18 protein-coding genes are annotated in these 20,091 nt (G+C 65.4%); 10 read left to right on the top strand and 8 right to left on the bottom strand.

Going from position 1 to position 20,091, the window contains the following annotated elements:
- Position 1 precedes the first annotated feature (1 nt).
- Positions 2 to 1,156: a cytochrome-c peroxidase gene (locus AC1ROX_RS18275; protein WP_493127703.1), complete on the top strand. Its 1,155-nt coding sequence runs from the start codon at positions 2 to 4 to the stop codon at positions 1,154 to 1,156.
- Between the two features lie 24 nt (positions 1,157 to 1,180).
- Here AC1ROX_RS18275 and AC1ROX_RS18270 read toward each other — a convergent pair whose 3' ends face one another.
- The 3 genes from AC1ROX_RS18270 to AC1ROX_RS18260 form a co-directional block, all read right to left on the bottom strand.
- A complete protein-coding gene (locus AC1ROX_RS18270; RefSeq protein ID WP_493127702.1) occupies positions 1,181 to 1,495 on the bottom strand; it encodes an H-NS histone family protein in 315 nt (104 codons plus the stop codon).
- A 137-nt stretch (positions 1,496 to 1,632) separates the two neighbouring features.
- Positions 1,633 to 2,109, bottom strand: a complete 477-nt coding sequence (ruvX, locus tag AC1ROX_RS18265) for a Holliday junction resolvase RuvX (RefSeq protein WP_493127700.1) — start codon at positions 2,107 to 2,109, stop codon at positions 1,633 to 1,635.
- Positions 2,110 to 2,916 (bottom strand): alpha/beta hydrolase, encoded by an 807-nt coding sequence (locus AC1ROX_RS18260; protein ID WP_493127698.1) that lies wholly within the window; start codon positions 2,914 to 2,916, stop codon positions 2,110 to 2,112.
- Between the two features lie 28 nt (positions 2,917 to 2,944).
- Here AC1ROX_RS18260 and AC1ROX_RS18255 point away from each other — a divergent pair, with 28 nt between their 5' ends.
- From AC1ROX_RS18255 to AC1ROX_RS18240, 4 genes are all read left to right on the top strand, one after another.
- Positions 2,945 to 5,482 (top strand): cation:proton antiporter, encoded by a 2,538-nt coding sequence (locus AC1ROX_RS18255; RefSeq protein WP_493127696.1) that lies wholly within the window; start codon positions 2,945 to 2,947, stop codon positions 5,480 to 5,482.
- 91 nt (positions 5,483 to 5,573) lie between these two features.
- Positions 5,574 to 5,891: an Asp-tRNA(Asn)/Glu-tRNA(Gln) amidotransferase subunit GatC gene (gatC, locus tag AC1ROX_RS18250; protein WP_493127694.1), complete on the top strand. Its 318-nt coding sequence runs from the start codon at positions 5,574 to 5,576 to the stop codon at positions 5,889 to 5,891.
- A 3-nt stretch (positions 5,892 to 5,894) separates the two neighbouring features.
- Entirely contained in the window at positions 5,895 to 7,367 is a 1,473-nt protein-coding gene (gatA, locus tag AC1ROX_RS18245) for an Asp-tRNA(Asn)/Glu-tRNA(Gln) amidotransferase subunit GatA (RefSeq protein ID WP_493127692.1), read from the top strand.
- A gap of 123 nt (positions 7,368 to 7,490) precedes the next feature.
- Complete coding sequence (locus AC1ROX_RS18240; protein ID WP_493127690.1) at positions 7,491 to 9,206, top strand: N-acyl-D-amino-acid deacylase family protein; 1,716 nt, start codon at positions 7,491 to 7,493, stop codon at positions 9,204 to 9,206.
- 205 nt (positions 9,207 to 9,411) lie between these two features.
- Here AC1ROX_RS18240 and AC1ROX_RS18235 read toward each other — a convergent pair whose 3' ends face one another.
- Positions 9,412 to 10,377 carry a Bug family tripartite tricarboxylate transporter substrate binding protein gene (locus tag AC1ROX_RS18235; RefSeq protein WP_493127688.1) on the bottom strand — a complete coding sequence of 322 codons (966 nt, stop codon included), beginning with the start codon at positions 10,375 to 10,377 and terminating at the stop codon, positions 9,412 to 9,414.
- 2 nt (positions 10,378 to 10,379) lie between these two features.
- Entirely contained in the window at positions 10,380 to 11,363 is a 984-nt protein-coding gene (locus AC1ROX_RS18230) for a Bug family tripartite tricarboxylate transporter substrate binding protein (protein ID WP_493127686.1), read from the bottom strand.
- Positions 11,364 to 11,544: 181 nt separating this feature from the next.
- Between AC1ROX_RS18230 and gatB the strand changes: the two genes are divergently transcribed.
- The gene (gene gatB, locus AC1ROX_RS18225; RefSeq protein WP_493127684.1) at positions 11,545 to 12,993 is read left to right on the top strand and encodes an Asp-tRNA(Asn)/Glu-tRNA(Gln) amidotransferase subunit GatB; all 1,449 of its coding nucleotides are present in this window, start codon (positions 11,545 to 11,547) and stop codon (positions 12,991 to 12,993) included.
- Positions 12,994 to 12,995: 2 nt separating this feature from the next.
- Positions 12,996 to 13,763 carry an N-acyl homoserine lactonase family protein gene (locus tag AC1ROX_RS18220; RefSeq protein WP_493127682.1) on the top strand — a complete coding sequence of 256 codons (768 nt, stop codon included), beginning with the start codon at positions 12,996 to 12,998 and terminating at the stop codon, positions 13,761 to 13,763.
- Between the two features lie 15 nt (positions 13,764 to 13,778).
- Here the strand turns inward: AC1ROX_RS18220 and AC1ROX_RS18215 are convergent, their stop codons facing one another.
- On the bottom strand, positions 13,779 to 14,858 hold the full coding sequence (locus tag AC1ROX_RS18215; RefSeq protein ID WP_493127681.1) for an acyl-CoA dehydrogenase family protein: 1,080 nt from the start codon (positions 14,856 to 14,858) through the stop codon (positions 13,779 to 13,781).
- Positions 14,859 to 14,970: 112 nt separating this feature from the next.
- On the opposite strand from AC1ROX_RS18215, the gene AC1ROX_RS18210 reads away from it, so the two are divergent.
- On the top strand, positions 14,971 to 16,020 hold the full coding sequence (locus AC1ROX_RS18210; protein WP_493127679.1) for an AraC family transcriptional regulator: 1,050 nt from the start codon (positions 14,971 to 14,973) through the stop codon (positions 16,018 to 16,020).
- 9 nt (positions 16,021 to 16,029) lie between these two features.
- Here AC1ROX_RS18210 and AC1ROX_RS18205 read toward each other — a convergent pair whose 3' ends face one another.
- Complete coding sequence (locus AC1ROX_RS18205) at positions 16,030 to 16,782, bottom strand: VOC family protein (RefSeq protein WP_493127677.1); 753 nt, start codon at positions 16,780 to 16,782, stop codon at positions 16,030 to 16,032.
- Positions 16,783 to 16,857: 75 nt separating this feature from the next.
- On the opposite strand from AC1ROX_RS18205, the gene AC1ROX_RS18200 reads away from it, so the two are divergent.
- Positions 16,858 to 17,484 (top strand): glutathione S-transferase family protein, encoded by a 627-nt coding sequence (locus tag AC1ROX_RS18200; protein WP_493127675.1) that lies wholly within the window; start codon positions 16,858 to 16,860, stop codon positions 17,482 to 17,484.
- Here the strand turns inward: AC1ROX_RS18200 and AC1ROX_RS18195 are convergent.
- A complete protein-coding gene (locus tag AC1ROX_RS18195) occupies positions 17,481 to 18,527 on the bottom strand; it encodes a CobW family GTP-binding protein (protein WP_493127673.1) in 1,047 nt (348 codons plus the stop codon). The genes AC1ROX_RS18200 and AC1ROX_RS18195 overlap by 4 nt on opposite strands.
- Positions 18,528 to 18,643: 116 nt before the next feature.
- Between AC1ROX_RS18195 and AC1ROX_RS18190 the strand changes: the two genes are divergently transcribed.
- Entirely contained in the window at positions 18,644 to 19,726 is a 1,083-nt protein-coding gene (locus AC1ROX_RS18190) for a cyclase family protein (protein ID WP_493127671.1), read from the top strand.
- Positions 19,727 to 20,091 lie beyond the last annotated feature (365 nt).

Raw genomic sequence — 20,091 nt, 5'->3', positions numbered from 1 at the left:
GTTGGCGTCGCTGCTGGTCGTCTGGGCTGGCGGCGTCTCTTCGCAGCAACTGCTCGACTGGTCATCGGAGGAAGTGCGAACGGTCGGCCAGCACGGGCCGTGGCCGCCACCTGCCGTCCGCGATCCGTCGAACCGTGTGTCGGGCACGCCGGCGGGCATCACGCTCGGCGAGCATCTTTTCAACGAGCCAAGACTCTCCGGCGATGGCCGCATGAGCTGCGCCACCTGTCATCAGGCAGGCCGCGAGTGGAGTGACGGACTTGCCAAGGCACGGGGAGCAGTCGAACTCGATCGGCGCACGCCGTCTCTGTGGAATGTGGGGTACCTCCATTGGTTCGGCTGGGACGGAGCAGGCGACTCGCTCTGGGCGCAGAGCATCCGGCCGCTGCTGGATGCGCGCGAGATGAATGGCGGCCCGACCCAAGCGGCCGACCTGTTGCGAGGTGATGCCGCGCTCGCCTGTGGCTACGAAAAAGCCTTCGGCCGCAAACCTGACGGCGATGGCGAACGCTTAATGGTAGATACGGCCAAGGCGTTGGCAGCCTTTCAGGCGACTCTCGTCAGCCCGCGCACACCTTTCGATGAATTTCGCGATGCTCTGGTGGCGGGTGATCGCGACGGTGCCGCCCGTTATCCGCTCGCGGCGCAACGCGGCCTGAAACTGTTCATCGGTACGGCCAACTGCAACCTCTGCCATCTCGGTCCGCGCTTCACGAGCGGGGAGTTCGGCGACATCGGCATTCCGTTCTTCGTGCGGCCGGGCGAGGTCGATCCGGGCCGGCTTGGCGGATTGGGGCGGCTGGCGGCCAGCCCGTTCAACCTGCTGGGCAAGTACAACGACGACGCGACCGGCAACAACACGCGGCGCACGCGTCACGTCCAGCGCCAGCATACGAACTTCGGCGAGTTCCGCGTGCCCGGCCTGCGCCAGGTGGGTCGCGGCGGACCCTATATGCACAACGGCAGCGTTCTGACGCTGGAAGACGTCGTCAAGCACTATTCGGAGGTAAGCCCGGATCGCCTGCACAGTGACGGCACGCCGTTGGTGCGACCGCTCGGTCTCACGACGGAGCAGAGCACCGATCTCGTGGCCTTCCTGCGTTCGCTCGATGCGGAACCGCCCTCCCGGCCAGCGCCTCCGCCGCTTTGCCCTTAGAATAGGCCTTCAGCGCGTTGAATCTTACTTAATCGCAAATGCTTCCAGTTTTTTGCCGCTCTTGAGAGCGGCGGTCAGCCACCTCGGCCGATTGCCACGGCCGGCCCACGTCTCATCGGCGTTCTTTGGGTTCTGGTAGAGCGGCGGCAACGCCCGTCCCTTGAGTGGATGCGCCTTGCCATTGCGCCCAGTGCTGGACTTGCCCGGGATCGTCCCACGGAGTTCGGCAATAGCTTCGATCAACTGGGAGCGCTGCCTCGAAACGCGCAATTCGATCTCGGCTTCGATCTGCGCGCGCATCCCGATCAACTCATCCAATGCCATCGACTTGAGCTTCATGCCCATCAATCCTTATTGCGAATGCCAGTGCCTGAATGAACTACGCGCGAAGCAGGACATGTGCAACACGATTGCATGGCGAAGTCTGCGTTCACCATGAAGACTTCTGTTCGTCGAATGTGAAACTCTTAGGGACTTTAGCGCAGCCGCGCGAGTGCGCTTTCGAGAATCCAGGCGGCCGCGGCGGCGTCGACGCGCTCGGCGCGCTTGGATCGCGTCATGTCATAGTCATCGATCATGCCGCGCGTGACAGCGGCGGTGCTCAGTCGTTCGTCCTGGAAGATGACGGGCAGGCCGGCGAGTAACGGCGTTCCGTGATTCTGGATGTTCGTCACGAACTGACGCACCGACTGGCAGCGCGGACCTTCCGTACCGTCCATGTTGAGCGGCAAGCCGACCGCGAGCGCCTTGACCTCATGCTTGCGCACCAGCTCGTCGAGTGATTTGAGATCGGCCGCCAGCTTGGTGCGCTTCAGCGTGGTGAGGGGCGTCGCCAGCATGCGCATCACATCCGACGTTGCGATCCCGATGGTCTTGCTGCCGAGGTCGAGCGCCATCAATCTTCCGTCACGCACCAGCAAGGTCTTCAGTTCGGGGAATTCGACGACAGGCATTCAGACAGCTTTCCCGGTGAGCCAGGTTTCGGCCTGGTCGGCGACACGCTCCCAGCCGGGCTGGCCGAGCACCCAATGTCCCTGGCCTTCATACTCGACATAGTCGGAGACGTGGGCGAATTGCCGGGCGGTGCGGCGAACGACGCCGGGCGGCACGAGCTTGTCCTTTTCGGCGCCGACGAACAGCAGCGGCACGGTCACCCTTCGCGGATCGACGGTCGCCGCGTTCGTCCTGTCGAGCCAAGGCAAGGCGATCTCAAAAAGAGCGCGGCCAGATTCATGGACGAAGCCCGCATGCTCTGTCGTACCGGTGACACGATCCGATGTGTTGAATGTGTAGGCCAGCGCTTCGGCGAGCGTCGCACGATGCGGCTTGCGCCACCAACCCCACCGCGCCTGGATGCGCGCGAAGGCCATGAGGTTGGACGGCCGCAAGGCGATCACGCTCGACGGCGGAGCAGGGGTCAGCAGTACGCCCGCCCGGGCAAGGCCCTTGGCGCAGAGGAGGAGAGCGATGAGCCCGCCCATGGAATGGCCGATCACGACCGGTTTCTCCGGCAGGGCGAGAAGAGTCGCTTCGAGGTCGGCGACATAGTCGTGCAGGCTGGTTTCACCGAGGGCGGCTGGCGGCGGCTCGGCAGGCGCAGCGTGGTGTCGCAGATCGTGTGCAATCGTTTGCCAGCCGCGATCCTCGAGGAAAGGCCGCCAGTTACGCCACACGGCGGATGTTCCCCACATGCCGTGAATCAGGACTGCCAACCGAGCCATTTCAAAGGTTATAAGGCGTGCAGCCGACTGGGTCGACACGGGCCCGCAGCAGAGGTGTTCAGGTAAGGTGACAGATACTCTCTACGCCCTGCTGGCGATTGCCGTCGTTCTGACCGTGGTCAGCTTGCTGGTGCCGCTCGCCGAACGGTTCAGGCTGCCTCACACGGTCCTGCTGGCCATCGCCGGCATGGGCATGGGCTTCCTGGGCTCGTGGATCATCAGCGGGAATGTCAGGCTGGGAATCCTCACCGACGCCTTCGTCGGCCTCGACAAGCTGGAAGTGGGTACGGATCTTTTCCTGCCCCTGTTCCTGCCGCCGCTGCTGTTCACCGCCGGCCTCACGATCGATGTGCGGCGCCTGATGGACGAGATCCATGCCGTGCTGTTGCTCGCCATCGTCGCGGTACTGGTCTGCATTGCCTTCGTTGCAGGGGTTGTGCACCTCGCGACCGGCATGGACATCGTGGTCTGCCTGCTGCTGGGCGCCGTGGTCTCGACGACCGATCCGGCCGCCGTCATCGGAATCTTCCGCGACGTCGGCGCGCCCAAGCGACTGTCGATCTTGGCCGAGGGCGAATCGCTGCTGAACGACGCCGTCGCCATCGCCGCCTTCGGACTGTTCATGAGCATCCTGGTGGCGCAAGCGTCGGGGTTTCCCGGGATGCCGGCGGACCCGACCTCGGCGATCGGCGTGTTCCTGCGCGAGTTCGTCGGCGGTCTGGCGCTGGGCTTTGCCATGGCGCGGGTGGCCATCATGATCCTGCCGAGGCTGGGGGAGTCCGACGCGGCCATCGCCTCCGTCACGGTCAGCCTCAGCTACCTGAGCTTCATCGTCGCCGACCGCTATCTTCATGTCTCCGGCGTCGTCTCGGTCGTCATGGCCGCGCTGACCATCGCAGCCTATGGACCGACCCATCTCCATCCGCGGCAATGGACGGCGCTGCGCCAGGTCTGGGCCCAACTCGAATTCTGGGCGAACTGCCTCATCTTCGTGTTGGCCTCGATGGTCGCAGCCGATGTGCTGCTGAAGATCAGCTGGCTCTATATCGGGGGCGTTCTCGCCGTGGCGCTCGGCGCCTTTTCGGCTCGCGCACTCGTCGTGTTCGGCATGCTGCCGGTCCTCGAGACCTTCAAGCTCGTCCAGCCGGTGAACCGCCGCTACAAGGCGATCCTGGTCTGGGGCGGTCTGCGCGGCGCGGTGACGATCGTGCTGGCCATGGTCGCCTCCGGCAACGAGCAGCTTCCCGAACCGGTCCGCGACTTCATCGCCATCTCGGCCGTACTGTTCGTGCTCTTCACGCTGTTCGTGAACGCAACGACGCTCGGCCTCGTGATGCATCTGTTCGGCCTCGACAAGCTCAGCCGGCTCGAACTGGCGTTGCGAGATCGCGTCCTGGCGCTGTCGCGCATCAATGTCGAACGGCATCTCCGACAGATCATCCGCCAGCACAACGAACGTACCGACGGTTTTGCCGTCGATCCGGCCTCCGCGGGGGACCCGGCCGTTGAGCCGGTTCCGCCAGACCTGGCGCTCGACCTCGAGGAAAGGGTCAAGATCGGCCTGGTGACGCTCTGCACGCGCGAGAAGGAACTCTATCTGGAGCAGTTCCAGCAGCAGATCCTGTCGCGCCGCATGGTGGCGATCCTGGCGGCGAGCGCCGACCGTTTGATCGACACGGTCCGCGACAGGGGTGTCGAGGGGTACGAGGAGTGGATTGCGGAGATCTCGAAGCCCGACTACGGCTTCCGTGTCGCCCTTTGGTTGCACCGGCGCATCGGCTTCGAGCGCATGCTGACCGACCGGCTGGCCGATCGCTTCGAGATCCTGATGGTATCGCTCAGTGTCCTCGCCGAGCTCGCGGTGTTCAACGCCAACTCGATCGCCGATCTGCTGGAGCACGATGCCGAGGAGCGCCTGGCCAGCCTGATCGGCAACCGCCAGCTGGGCGTGGAGGGCGCACTCCGGGCGCTCTCGCTGCAATATCCCGGCTACGCGGAGTCTGTGCAGCAGCGCCAGCTCGAACGGGCCGCCATTCGCTTCGAGGCGGCGGAGTATGTCCGCCGGCTGCACGAGGGCATCATCAGCCGCGAGGTCTACAACGCCCTGCGTGACCAACTCAGCGAACGGCGCGGCGCCGTGAGCGAGCGTCCGCCGCTCGACCTCGGCCTCGAACTGCAGGCCATGATCGGGCGGGTGTCGCTGTTCGCGGCGCTGGACCGGCAGACCATCGTCCAGGTCGGCAAGCGGCTTCGCGCCCTCGTTGCCTTCCCGGGGGAAAAGATCGTCCAGGTCGGCAAGCGGCTTCGCGCCCTCGTTGCCTTCCCGGGGGAAAAGATCGTCCAGGTCGGCGGGCCCTCCGATGCCATGTACTTCGTCGCGGCCGGCGAAGTGACGGTCCATGCGCGCACCGTCACGGTGACCTTGAAGGAGGGTGATTTCTTCGGCGAGATGGGCCTCCTGAGCGCCCAGCCACGAAATGCCGACGTCGTCGCCAACGGCTATTGCCACCTGCTGGTCCTCTATAAGAAGGACTTCAACCAGCTCCTGTCGCGCAAGCCGGAGGTGCGGGCGGCGATCGAGGAAGTGGCCGCCAGACGCGCCTGACGCGTCACCGCGCCGCTTGGTTGCCCGCGCAAGGCAAACCGGCTACCAACCGCGGCAACTGCGTTGTTTCTGGGCGTTTTGGAGTGCTGGAATGTCGCTCGACAAGGACACGGTGGCGCGCATCGCGCGACTGGCCCGTCTCAAGGTTCCTGAAGAAGAGTTGGCGCCGCTGGCCGGCGAACTCTCGGGCATTTTTGCCTGGATCGAGCAGTTGAACGAGGTCGACACCAAGAACGTCGAGCCGATGTCCTCGGTCTCCGACGTGACGCTGCCGATGCGCGCCGACAAGGTGACCGACGGCGGCATCGCGGCCCGGGTGCTGGCCAATGCGCCGGGCGGCGCGGTGTATATCGATCCGTCCGACAAGAATGCCGGCGGCTTCTTCACCGTGCCGAAAGTGGTGGAGTAGACGATGACGGCTCTTACCGATCTCACCATCGCGCAGCTCTCCGCGACGCTTGCCAAGAAGGACGCGAGCGCCGTCGAGGTGGCCGATGCGCACCTGAAGAAGCTCGACGAGCATCGCGCGCTCAACGCCTTCATCACCGAAACGCCGGACCAGGCGCGCGAGATGGCCAAGGCCTCCGACGCGCGCCGAGCGAAAGGCGAGGCTGGCCTGCTCGAAGGCGTGCCGCTGGCGATCAAGGACCTGTTCTGCACCGAGGGCGTGCAGACGACCGCGGCGTCGAACATCCTCAAGGGATTCGTGCCTCAGTACGAGAGCACGGTGACGGCGAACCTGTGGAAGTCGGGCGCGGTGATGGTCGGCAAGACCAACCTCGACGAATTCGCCATGGGCTCCTCGAACATGACCAGCCATTTCGGTGGCGTCGAGAACCCGTGGAAGCGCCGGGGCGACAATCGCAAGCTGGTGCCCGGCGGCTCGTCCGGCGGTTCGGCGGCGGCCGTCGCGGCCTACATGGTGCCGGGCAGCACCGGCACCGACACCGGCGGCTCGATCCGCCAGCCGGCGGCCTTCTGCGGCATCGTCGGCCTGAAGCCGACCTATGGCCGCTGCTCGCGCTGGGGCGTCGTGGCCTTCGCCAGCTCGCTCGACCAGCCGGGACCGTTCGCCCGCACGGTCGAGGATACCGCGATCCTGCTGCAGGCCATGTCGGGCCATGATCCCAAGGACTCGACCTCGGCGCCGCTGCCGGTGCCGGATTTCGCCGCCGCGGCGCGCAGTCCCGACATCAAGGGCATGAAGGTCGGCATTCCGAAGGAGTATCGGGTCGACGGCACGTCCGAGGAGATCGTCGCGCTCTGGGCGAAGGGCATGGAGATGCTGAAGGCGGCCGGCGCCGAGCCGGTCGAGATCTCGCTGCCGCACACCAAGTACGCATTGCCGGCCTATTACATCGTGGCGCCGGCGGAATGCTCGTCCAACCTGGCGCGCTATGACGGCGTGCGCTTCGGCCTCCGGGTGCCGGGCAAGGACCTGACCGAGCTGTACGAGAACACGCGCGGTACGGGCTTCGGCAAGGAAACGCGCCGGCGCATCCTGATCGGCACCTACGTGCTCTCGGCCGGCTACTACGACGCCTACTACAAGAAGGCGCAGCAGATCCGGGCACTGATCGCGCGCGACTTCAAGCAGGCATTCGAAAAGTGCGACGTGCTGCTGACGCCGACCGCGCCCACGGCTGCCTTCGCCGCGGGCGACAAGATGGACGATCCGGTGACCATGTATCTCAACGACATGTTCACCATCCCGGCCTCGATGGCCGGCCTGCCGGGCATCTCGGTGCCGGCCGGCCTAGACAAGGACGGGCTGCCGCTCGGCCTGCAGCTGATCGGCCGTGCCTTCGACGAGGAGACGCTGCTGCGTGCCGCGGCCGCTCTCGAGAAGGCGGCTGGCTTCAGCAGTCGCGCTGCTGGGTACTGATGCTAACCATTCTGCGTCGTCCCGCGAAATGATGCGCTCGTCCTGCAGTTCGGCCGGACGCTGCCTTGGAGACGGGCCGGTCCCGAAGGCGTAAACTCCCGGTAACACCGGGAGTAAACGAACATGGCGGATTTCGATCTTGTAGTGCGTGGCGGCAACGTGGCGGATGGCACGGGTGCTGCGATCAAGGAAGCCGATGTCGCGGTGAAGGACGGCAAGATCGCCGCCGTCGGCAAGGTGAGCGGCCAGGGCAGCGAAGAGGTCGACGGCAAGGGCATGCTGGTCACGCCAGGCTTCGTCGACATCCACACCCATTATGACGGACAGGCCACCTGGGATTCCTACCTGCAGCCTTCGAGCTGGCACGGCGTCACCACGGCGGTGATGGGCAATTGCGGCGTGGGTTTCGCGCCGGTGAAGATCGAGGACCGTCAGCGCCTGATCGAGCTGATGGAGGGCGTCGAGGACATTCCCGGCGCGGCGCTCGACGAGGGCCTCAACTGGTCGTGGGAATCGTTCGGCCAGTATCTCGATGCGCTTGACGCCAAGCCGCGCGACATGGATCTCGGCGCCCAGCTGCCGCATGGCGCGCTGCGCGTCTTCGTGATGGGCGAGCGCGCCGCTCGACTGGAAGAGGCGACCTCTGAAGAGGTGGCTCAGATGCGCGCGCTGACCACGCAGGCGATGCGTGACGGCGCGCTGGGTTTCTCGACCTCGCGCACGCTGAACCATCGTACGGTGAAGGGCGATCCGACGCCGTCACTGCGCGCCTCGGAAGAAGAACTGCTCGGCATTGCGCTCGGCATGAAGGATGCCGGTCGCGGGGTCATCGAGTTCATCTCCGACTTCAACACGCCGAACCCGGAGAGCGAGTTCGAGATGCTCGACCGGTTGCTGACCGCCTCGGGCCGTCCGTTCTCGGTCTCGCTGGCGCAGCGCCATTCGCGCCCCGACGGCTGGCGTCGCCTGCTCGGCCTCGTCGAAGGCCTCGTCGCCAAGGGCCACAGCGCCAAGGCACAGGTCGCGCCGCGTCCGATCGGCGTGCTGCAGGGTCTGCAGGCGAGCCGCATCCCGTTCTCGATGTGCGCCGCCTATAAGGCGATCCAGCACAAGTCGGTCGAGGAGCGGCTGGTGATCATGCGCGACCCGGCCTTCCGGGAGCGCATCCTGAAGGAGAGCCAGGAGCCGATGCGCTCTGAGATGGCGCAGCGTCTCACCGACTTCGACCGCATGTTCCCGCTGGGCGATCCGCCGAATTACGAGCCGCCGCAGGAGACCTCGTTCGGCGCCCGCGCCGCGCGCGAGGGCCGCGATCCGCGCGAGCTGATCTACGACTACTTGATCGAGGGCGAGGGCAAGAACTTCATCTTCGCGCCGTTCGCCAATTACGCGGCCTACAATCTCGACTGCTGCAGCGAGATGATGCAGAGCCCGCACACGCTGATCGGCCTCGGCGACGGCGGCGCGCATGTCGGCCTGATCTCCGACGGCTCCTATCCAACCTACCTGCTCCAGCACTGGGGCCGTGACCGCAAGCAGGGCCGGCTCGACGTGTCGTGGCTGGTGAAGCGCCACACCCAGGACAACGCCAAGGCGGTCGGCCTCGGCGATCGCGGCGTCGTGGCGGTCGGCAAGAAGGCCGACCTCAACGTCATCGACTTCGACAAGCTCCGTGTCGAGGCGCCGATCATGAAGTGGGATCTGCCGGCCGGCGGCAAGCGCCTGCTCCAGCGTGCGACGGGCTACCGGGCAACGATCGTGAACGGCCAGATCACGTATCGCGACGGAGAGGCCACCGGTGCGCTGCCGGGCCGCCTGGTGCGCGGCGCGCGGGCCTAGCTCAAGGCAACGAACGGAGGGCGAGGGGGCATCACACCTTCGCCTCGCAGGACGAAGGCATAGGTCCTTCGCTGCGCTCAGGATGACAGCTATTTCTGCGTCGGCGCACTGCGTCAATCGCAGAAATTGTCATCCTGAGCGCAGCGAAGGACCTTTATTCATATGCGATAGCCATGCCACTGATGGCAGACGAACTCTACCTTCGCTAATCGCTCTTGATGTTGTTGTCCTTGATGACCTTGAACCAGCGTTCCTGTTCGCTTTTCTGGAACGCGGCGAAGGCTTCGGGTGAGCTGGCGACGATCTCCATGTCGATCAGTTCGGAGAACTTCTGCGCGACGTCGGGCGAGCGTGCCGCCTTTGTGAATTCGACGTTCAGGCGATCGACGATCGGGCGCGGTGTACCAGTGGGCACGTAGACGCCCCACCACGAGTAAGTCGGATAAGTCGTGAGGCCCTGTTCGGCGAGGGTGGGAACGTCCGGCAGGCTCGGTGCGCGCTTGTCGCCGGTGGTCGCGAGCGGCCGCAGCTTGCCGCTGCGGAAGTGCGGCTGCAGTGCGCCCAAGGTCGTGACGGTAATGTCCGTAACGCCTGCGAGCACATCCTGCACCGTCGGCCCGCCGCCCTTGTAGTAAATTTGGTTGAGTTCGAAGCTGTTCGCCTTTTGCAGATAGGCGGTCAGCAGCAGCGCGCCGCTGGCCGACAGCAATCCGACGCTCACCTTGCCGGGCCGCGCCTTCGCGTCGGCGACGAGGTCGCCCATGGTGCGGTAGGGCCGGTCGGGATGGCAGGCGACGGCGAGCGGCGCGCGGCCGACCAGCATCACGCCGAAGAGATCGGCGTCGGCGTAGGGAAGGTTGGGCGTGAAGGCGGGGCTGAGGATGTGGCTGTCGAACGTGATCATCCACGTCAGGCCATCCGGCGGCGCCTTGGCCGCGATGGCCGCGCCGATCGCACCGGCGGCGCCCGGCTTGTTGTCGATCACCGTCTGCCAGCCGGTGTTCTCGCTGACCTTGGCGGCGAGCAGACGGGCCACCGGATCGGTCGTGCCGCCGGGCGGGAAGGGCACGACGACTCGGATCGGCCCCTTGGGCCATTCGGCTTGCGCCTGGACAAGTCCAGGGACGGCCAAGGCGGCCGTTGTGCCGGCGAGTAGGGTACGCCGGCGCATGCTCAATCCCCCTTGATGTCGTTTTCCTTGATGACCTTGAACCAGCGCTCCTGCTCGCTCTTCTGGTAGGCGGCGAACTCCTCGGGCGAGGTCGTCAGGATCTCCATGTTGAACTGGTCGATGAACTTCTGCGTCACGTCGGGCGCCAGCACCGCTTTCTTGATCTCCGCATGCATGCGGTCGACGATCGGGCGCGGCGTGCCGGTCGGCGCGTAGACGCCCCACCAGGAGTAGGACGGGAAGCTCTTCACGCCCTGCTCGATCAGCGTCGGCGTGTCGGGCAGCGCCGGGGTGCGCTTCTCGCCGGTCACGGCGAGCGCGCGCACCTTGTTCGCGCGGACGTGCGGGCTGAACGAGGTCAGGCTGCCGATGGCGACATCGGTGACGCCGGCCAGGATGTCCTGGTTGAGCGGCCCGCCGCCCTTGTAGGGGATCAGGTTGAGGTCGACGCCGTTCTCTTTCTTGATGAGGGTCATCAGCACCAGCGCCTGGCTGGCGCCGAGCACGCCGACATTGACCTTGCCCGGCCGCGCCTTGGCGTCGGCGATCACCTCGGCGAAGGTCTTGTAGGGCCGGTCGGGATGCGCGCAGATCGCCTGCGGCGTGCGGCCGATCAGCATGACGTTGAAGAGTTCGGAATCCTTGTACGGCAGGCCGGTCGCGAAGGCCGGATTGAGGATGTGACTGTCGAAGGTCAGCATCCAGGTCTGGCCGTCTGGCGGCGCCTTGGCCGCGATCGCCGAGCCGACCGCGCCGGTGCCGCCCGGCTTGTTCTCGATGAGGATGTTCCAGCCGGTGTTCTCGATCATCTTGGCCTGGATGATGCGCGCCACCGGGTCGGTCGAACCGCCCGGCGGGAAGGGCACGATCACCTTGAGGGCCCCCTTGGGCCAGTCGGCTGCGCCCTGGGCGCGGACCAGGGTCGGGGCGGTCAAGGTGGTGGCGGCCGCGCCGACGAGCAGCGTACGGCGATTGAACGTCGTCATTAAATCCTCCCTGCGGATACGTCTTGTTGTCGGCGAGCTTGAGCACGCTCGCTCCTTGATCAAGCTTTTACTTCAGCCCCTTCGGCATCGGAAAGTGCGATCTTGTGCCGAAATTGTGGCGCCGCAGGCGCCAGCCACTCGAATTTTTGCCAAGCGGGGCGGTATTGGCTATCTAGCCTGCATGTCGCTTATCAAAGGTGAAACCGGCGATTGGGAAATCGTCCTGGGGCTGGAAGTCCATGCCCAGGTGATCTCCGACGCCAAGCTCTTCTCCGGCGCGCCGACGACGTTCGGCGCCGATCCCAACACCCAGGTGTCGCTGGTCGACGCCGCCATGCCCGGCATGCTGCCCGTGATCAACGAGCGCTGCGTGGAGCAGGCGATCCGCACCGGCCTCGGCCTCAACGCCAAGATAAACCTGCGATCGATCTTCGACCGCAAGAATTACTTCTACCAGGACCTGCCGCAGGGCTATCAGATCTCGCAGTACAAGGATCCGATCGTGGGCGAGGGCGTGGTCGAGATCGATCTCGACGGCGGCGTCACCAGGAAGATCGGTATCGAGCGCCTGCATCTCGAGCAGGATGCGGGCAAGAGCATGCACGACCAGCATCCCAGCCAGACCTATGTCGACCTGAACCGCTCGGGCGTGGCGCTGATGGAGATCGTCAGCAAGCCCGACATGCGCTCGGCCGACGAGGCCGCGGCCTATCTCACCAAGCTGCGCTCGATCGTGCGCTATCTCGGCACCTGCGATGGCAACATGGACGAAGGCTCCATGCGCTGCGACGTCAACGTGTCGGTGCGCAAGCCGGGCGGCGAGCTGGGCACGCGCTGTGAGATCAAGAACGTGAACTCGATCCGCTTCGTGAAGCAGGCGATCGAATACGAGGCGCGCCGCCAGGTCGAGGTGATCGAAGGTGGCGGCACGATCAAGCAGGAAACCCGGAACTTCGATCCGGGGCGTGGCGAGACGCGTTCGTCGCGTTCGAAGGAAGACGCGCAGGACTATCGCTACTTCCCCGATCCCGACCTGCTGCCGCTGATCTTCACGCAGGACTATGTCGACCAAATCCGTGCAACTTTGCCGGAGCTGCCTGACGCGCGGAAGAACCGCTACATCAAGGATTACGGCCTCTCGGCCTATGACGCGGGCGTGCTGACCGCCGAGAAGGCGACGGCCGAATTCTTCGAGGCGGTTGCCAAGGGTCGCGACGCCAAGCAGGCGGCCAACCTGGTGACCGGCGACTTCTTCGCCATGCTGAACCGCCGCGGCGCCACCTTCGAGACCTCGCCGATCAGCGCCGCCAATCTCGGCAAGCTGCTCGACCTGCAGGCCGACGGCACGATCTCGGGCCGCATCGCCAAGGACCTGTTCGTCGCCATGGAAGAGACGGGCAAGGACCCGGCCGTCCTGGTCGAGGAGCGCGGCCTGAAGCAGGTGACCGACACGGGCGCGATCGAAGCCGCGATCAAGGCCGTGATCGACGCCAATCCCGGTCAGCTCGCAGCCTATAAGGCCAAGCCGACGCTGTTCGGCTGGTTCGTCGGCCAGGTCATGAAGTCGACCGGCGGCAAGGCCAACCCGAAGGTCGTGAACGAGCTGCTGAAGAAAGCGCTCGACGCCTGACCATGACCGCCAAGCTCTACGCCATGACCTGCGGCCGACTGGTCGGCCGCCTCAAGGACATGATCGAGGGCGAGGACGGGCAGGTGGCGCTGCCCATTCCATCCTATCTGATCGAACACCCCAAGGGCCGGGCGGTGTTCGACACCGGCATGCACCCGCAGTGCCGCACCGACGCGGCCGGCCGCATGGGCGCGCAGGTCGCGCGGATCTTCGGCTTCGAGCAGTACGGGCCTGAGGACGACATCAAATCACGGCTGGAATCGATCGACCGCGATCCCGGCAAGGTCGACTTCATCGTGAACAGCCACCTGCATTTCGATCATGCCGGCGGCAACGAGCTGGTGCCCAACGCCACCATGGTCGTGCAGAAGCGCGAATGGGAGGCGGCGCAGGACCCGGACACGGCCGCCAAGGTCGGCTTCTTCCGCGCTGACTTCGACCATGGCCATAAGGTGAAGCAGGTCGAGGGCGAGCACGACCTGTTCGGCGACGGCTCCGTGGTCTGCATCCCGACCTACGGCCATACGCCCGGCCATCAGTCGCTGAAGGTGCGGACCGAGGCGGGCGAGATCGTGATAACCGGCGACGCCTGCTACTTCTGCCGGACCCTGCGCGAGCGCCGCCTGCCGCGCTTCGTCTACGACCGCGAGCAGATGCTGGCCTCGCTCGACCGGCTCGAAGCGCTGGAGAGAGGCGGCGCCCGCCTGTTCTTCGGCCACGACCCCGACTTCTGGAAAGACGTGCCCCAGGCGCCGGTTCCGGCGTTCTGAGGCACGTCCAAGGTCTCAACCGTCGATCGGCAGGCCGAGCGCAACGCGACCGGCCAGCTTCTGCTGCGGCCCGTCCTGCAGCGGATGGAAGCGCGCGGCCTGGATGTCGCGGAACAGACGCTCCAGGCCGGTGCTACGGAAGTAGCCTTCGCCGCCGGCCGCGATCATCGCCAGCTCGACCGTCTTGATCGCGCTGCGGGCGACCAGGGCGCGATGCATGAACACCGTGTTCGTTGTGTCCGCGCCGGGCGCGGAGGTCTCGGCAAAGGCGATCATGCTCCGGTGCGCGATGCGCGTGGCGGCCAGTTCCGTGTCCATACGACCCACCGCTTCGACGACATCCGCGGGGCGCTTGCGGCTGGCCGCCGTGAGGGCGATGTCGCGCGCCGCCTCGGCGATGCCGGTGTAGACCGCGTAGATCAGCGGGATGGCGACCATCGAGATCAGGTGGAAGGAGGGATGCCAGACGCCGCTGGGGCGGCGGGCGGCGACCGCGGCGTCGGCCACGAAAACGTTGTCGAACTTCACGCTGTGCGAGGCGGTGCCGCGCATGCCAAGCGTGTCCCAGTTCTCGACGATGGAGATGCCCGGGCTCTTCACCGGCACGCCGAACTGCAGGGCCGTCGGACCGTCGTTGGTCTGCTCGACCGCGCCGGTCATGAAGAGGTCGGCCGAGGGCGAGCCGCTGGCGAATATCTTCTGGCCGCTGACCTTGTAGCCGCCGTCGACCTTTTCCGCCGTGCCCGAACCCGTGAGCCAGTCCGAGCCACCGGAAGAGAGAAGCTGGATACGCTCGGCGGCGACGCGCTTCAGCAGACCGTCGACGGGAGCCTTCTGGTTGTGCCAGCGCCAGGTCGCCGCCGCGACGGAGTGGGTATGCATCGCCAGCACGAGGGCGGTGGCGCTGCAATGGTGCGCCAGCGTGCGCAGCATGGCCGCCAGTTCCAGGCGCGAGAGGCCTGAGCCGCCAAACTCAGCAGGGACGGCGAGTTCGAGGAAGCCATGCTCCCGGAGCAGGGCTATGTTGGCGCCAACGTAGCGATTCTCGGCATCGCAGGCGCGGCCCTCTTCGGCAATGCGCGGTCCGAGTTTCACAAGTTCGTTCGCCCAATTGGTGGGAATTAACTTGTGCAAAGTCTGAGTGGCCATCGTTGCCTCCTTCACTTTTCGGCAGGGCGATGTATCCTCCCGGCGGGAAATTCACACAATGACTGCAACGCCGTCTTCCTTTGCCGAGATACCGGCCGCGGATGTGCTGGCCGACATGCTGCGCGCCGTCCGGCTGACGGGCGCCGTCTTCCTCAAGGCAAGCTTCACCGAACCGTTCGGTGTCCTGTCACCGCAACGCTACGATACCTTGCTTCCGATGGCGCACCTGCGCCATGTCAGCGTCTTCCACCTGATCGCATCCGGCGGTTGCATGATCGAGACGGCCAGCGGCGAGCGCCATGCGCTCGAAGCCGGCGACCTCGTGTTGTTGCCCTATACCGCGGAGCACAAATTGTGGCGCGGCGACTCGCCAAAACTGGTGTCGGCCTCGACGATCGTTACGCGCGATCCGAAGGAGGGCGTGTGGACGTTCAGTCACGGCGGCGGGGGAATCGAGACACGCTTCGTCTGCGGTTTCATCGAATCGGCCGAGATGATGGTCTCGCCGATGTTCCGGTCGCTGCCGGAAGTGCTGATCGAACGGGCCGGCGACGATGCCATAGGCTCGGGCATCGCGACCGTCATCTCCGATCTCCTGGCCCGGGTGGAGTTGCTGGACCGCGGCGCGGAGCTGGCGCTCGGGCGCATGATGGAAATGTTGTTCGTCGAGATCCTGCGCCGCCATGTCGGCCGGCTGCCGCCGGGCAGCAAGGGCATACTAGGCGCGCTGAACGATCCGGTGGTCGGGCGCGCGCTACAGCTCCTGCATGCGGCGCCGGCGCGGCATTGGACGGCGGACATGCTGGCGCGCGAGGCGGGCTCGTCGCGCACGGTGCTCGGCGAACGCTTCAACACGCTGCTCGGCAAACCGCCGATCGAATATCTCACGGGCTGGCGCATCCAGCTCGCGGCCGACCGGCTGCGCAACAGCCAGGACGGCATCGCCCGGATCGCCGCCGACATCGGCTACGAGTCCGAGGCGGCGTTCAATCGTGCGTTCAAGCGCGAGACCGGCATGACGCCGGGCCGCTGGCGGACCGGCGGCGGCGACAGCCCCCAGCTCATGCCGTTGCAGTTCAAGTCCCCGCTGATCCCCAAGAGCGCCTGAACGATCCCGTCAGTTCTGCGGGATGAACTCGATCATGAGGCCGCCGGTCTGCTCCGGCGCGACCAGCACGCGATCGCCTTCCGCCAGGGCGAAGGGCACGTTGTTGGCGCTGAGCAGGCCCTGCAGCGGCCGCGCCCGCTCGACGGCGATGGCGGCGCCGATCACGGCCGGCAGTTCGCCCGGCATCATCATCTCGAGCGCCTTGTATTCGAGCTGGAAGGCCAGCGGCGACCAGATCAGCAATTCGACGGAGCCCGCCTTCACCATGGTGCAGCCGTCGAAGATCTCCTCGACCGTGGCGCCCCAGGCGGCCTTCAGCGCCTTGGCCGTCTCCTTCGGCGTCTCGGCGATGGCGTGAATGGCCATCATGCCCAGCGCGCCGTTGGGATGGACGATCCATTCCGGTTCCATGAAGGCATCCGGCGTCTCGTGCTTCACGGGGAACCAGGGCAGGGGGCCGGCACTCTCGCCGACCACGACGCCGGCATCGACCTCGAAGCCGTCCTCGGTTTCCCAGGCATGGGTGCGCTCCTCGCCCTCGAGCTCGGCGACGTTCATCGCGAGTGAAACCTGCGCCGGATCGTCCTGCAGCAGCTCGATGTAGTTCGGGATGTCGTCGCGATCGGGCTGGAAGCAGATGCAGCGCGGCTCCACGCCCTCGGGCGTCAGGTTGAAGCCGAGCTGGCCCAGCCGATTGGCGATCTGCTCCGGGTCGGAGGCGGCCACGGAGAGATGGTCGATATCGCGTGCTGAAATTTTCATGCCCGGTCATATAGGCTTACCCCCATCCTGCTCAAGTGCGATGGTGCGGCGCCTGAAATCACTGGAGGAAACACCATGTCCAAGATGACGCTTTACGGCATTTGGCTGAGCGGCCCGACCTACAAGGCGGGCCTCGCCCTGTCACTGATGGGGCAGGAATTTGCCTACAAGCATGTCGACCTCCGGGCCGGTGCGCACAAGCAGCCGGACTATCTCGCCATCAACCGCTTCGGTCAGGTGCCGGCGCTGGTCGACGGCGATCTCAAGCTCTGCCAGTCGGGTTCGATCCTGCTCTACCTCGCCGACAAGTTCGGCAAGATGGGCGGCAAGACGGCCGAGGAGAAGGCGCGCGTCCGCGAGTGGCTGTTCTGGGAATTCGACAAGCTGGCGTCCAACATCTACCGGCCGCGGGCGATCAAGCGGGGGTTCATGAAGGCCGAGGACAACGTCCACCAGTTGTACCTCAACCAGGCGAACGATGCGCTGAAGGTACTGGACGGCACCCTTGGCAAGTCGAACTTCCTCGCCGGCAACGAGGCGACCGTGGCCGATGTCGCGGTCTATGGCGACGTGGCCTATGCCGAGGAAGGCGCGATCGATCTCGCGCCCTATCCCAACGTCAAAGCCTGGATGGCGCGGATCGAGAAGCTGCCCGGCTTCAAGAAGTACGAGGACGTCCTGCCGAAGCAGGACGCCGCCTAGGCTCGAAAAGCCTCTTCCACCTCCGCCCAACTTGCCTCGACCGCGGCGCGGTCGAGGTCGCGGGTGATGAACACCAGCCGGGATCGCCGATCCTCGTCGGGCCAGCGCGCCAGCAGGGTGGGCGGATGGAAGGTCTGGTGCACGCCGTGGATCACCAGCGGCTGGCTTTCACCGATGACGTCGAGCACGCCCTTCACGCGTAGCAGCCGGTCACCCCACGTCGCCCGCACGGCCATCAGCCAGCGGTTGAAAAGATCCCAGTCGAGCGGCTCCTCGAAGGTGAGGCAGAACGAGGCGATGTGGGCGTCGTGCCGCGAGCGGTCATGGTGATGATGATGGTGCGCGTGATCATGAGCTTCGGCGTTGAGCCACGCCTGAACCTTGTCGCTTTTGCCCGCGGGATCGAACGGGCCTGAGTCGAACAGCAGGGCCGGATCGACGTTGCCCTGAACGATCTCGAAAAGAGCCGCACCGGGATTGAGCCCGCTCAGCCTTGCGCGCAACCCGGCACTGGCGGCGATCTCGGCGAGGTCGGTCTTGCTGATCAGCAGCCGGTCGGCGACCGCCGCCTGCTTCACCGCCTCCGGGTGCTCGTCGAGCTGCCGTGCGCCGTTCACGGCATCGACGGTCGTGACCACGCCGTCCAGCCGGTAGTCGTGACTGATCATCGGGTGATTGAGCAGGAGTTGGAGGATCGGCGCGGGATCGGCGAGGCCGGTCGTCTCCAGCAGCACCCGGTCGAAGGGCGGCGTCTCGGCTGCGGCGCGACGGCGGGCGATGTCGCGCAAAGTCTTGTCGAGGTCGCCCTGGATCGTGCAGCAGACGCAGCCCGATTGCAGCAGCACCATGTCGCCGCCGACTTGCTCCATGAACAGATGGTCGAGCCCGACCTCGCCGAATTCGTTCACCAGCACCAGGCTGCGGGCCATGCGCCGGTCACCCAGTATCCGGTTGAGGAGGGTGGTCTTGCCGCTACCGAGGAAGCCGGTGATCAGTGCCACCGGCATGCGCTCGGCCGACTTGTCCCGGTCGAACAGGCTCATCGTGTGACATCCCTGTGAAATGCATATGTAACAAGATAACCGATGTCGCTTCTGCTTGACGATGCAACCAGAGGGTATGACGCTTCGCACATCAACAAATAAAAGGAGGGGCGTCCATGGACTCGAGATATCTTCAGGACAAGGAAGAGCTCAAGCGGCCGCTGCAGGAAATCGACGAGGATCGTCGCTCGTTCCTGACGGCAGGCCTCGTGGGCGGCGCGGTCGCTGCCGGAACGCTGGCCGCCGGCGTTGCGCATGCACAGCGGGTCGCGCAGGCGCCTGCACTATCGAACGCAGCCTGGTGGCCACACCCCAAATGGGGCAAGGACGACCAGGCCGGCGCGTCGAACTACATGACGCCGGCCAAGGTCCTCGACACGGTGAAACTGATCAAGGACGGCAAGATCTATCGCATCGGCCGCATCTACGAATCGGCCATGCCCAAGTTCGGCGAGCGCGCCTTCACCTTGCGCATTCCGGGTAGTCCGACCGGCGGTCCGTTTGGCACCAACAGGCTTGTCTACAACGACGAGTACCTGTCGACGGAGATCGGCCAGACCGGCACGCAGTTCGACGGCCTGGCGCATATTGGCATCCAGATGGGCAAGGATGGCGACAAGAACGAGATGCGCTACTACAACGGCGTCACCGATCACGAAATGAACACCGCCTACGGCATGAAGAAGCTCGGCATCGAGAACGTGAAGCCGTTCTTCACGCGCGGCCACCTGTTCGACGTCGAAGCGGTCAAGGGCGCCATGATGGAGGCCGGGCAGGAGATCACGATCGCGGATCTCAAGGTGGCCCTGCAGAAGCAGAACATGCAGGAAGCCGACATCAAGGAAGGCGATGCCGTGTTCTTCAATACTGGCTGGGGCAAGCTCTGGATGAAGAACAACGACAAGTTCAACGGCGGCGAGCCCGGCATCGGGCTGGAGGCTGCCAAGTGGTTCATCGACAAGGGCATCGCGCTTACCGGCGCCGACACCTGGGGGACCGAGGTCGTCCCCAATCCCAACAAGGACCTGGCCTTCCCGGTCCATGCCGAGCTGATCACCAAGAACGGCATCTTCAACCACGAGAACATGGATTTCACGGGGCTGATCGCCGACGGCAAGTACCAGTTCGCCTACATCTTCTCGCCGGCTCCGATCAGGGGCGCGACGGGATCGAACGGCGGCCCCATCGCGGTGACCTGATCGGGAGCTACAACGGCGCGTTGGGGGCCGTCTCTCCAGCTCAAATGGCAACGACCGATGAGTGTCGGTCTCGGTAGTTGCGGAACCTTGCAAAATATAAAGACGCCGTCCTCAAACGAGGGCGGCGTTTTTCGTAATTTTCCCGTTGACGGTCTGATGGGTGGCTCATATAAGCGCGCCTCCCGACGACGAGCGGGGCCGCCGAAACCACCTCAGACACTGAGGCGCCAGGGTCGCAAGATCCAGCGGTGGCAATGTTCGTTGAAGGTCTCGACCCGAGGGTCGTGCGCTCTATGCATCGTATGTTTGGAAAGGGATACGCCGGCGGCGGCGATCATGACGTGCTTCGGCATGGATTGATTTCG

It is taken from the genome of Reyranella sp. GW821-FHT14A01, assembly GCF_058803965.1.
The sequence above is the reverse complement of the archived record's forward strand: the minus strand, read 5'-3'. Positions and strand labels throughout refer to the sequence as shown.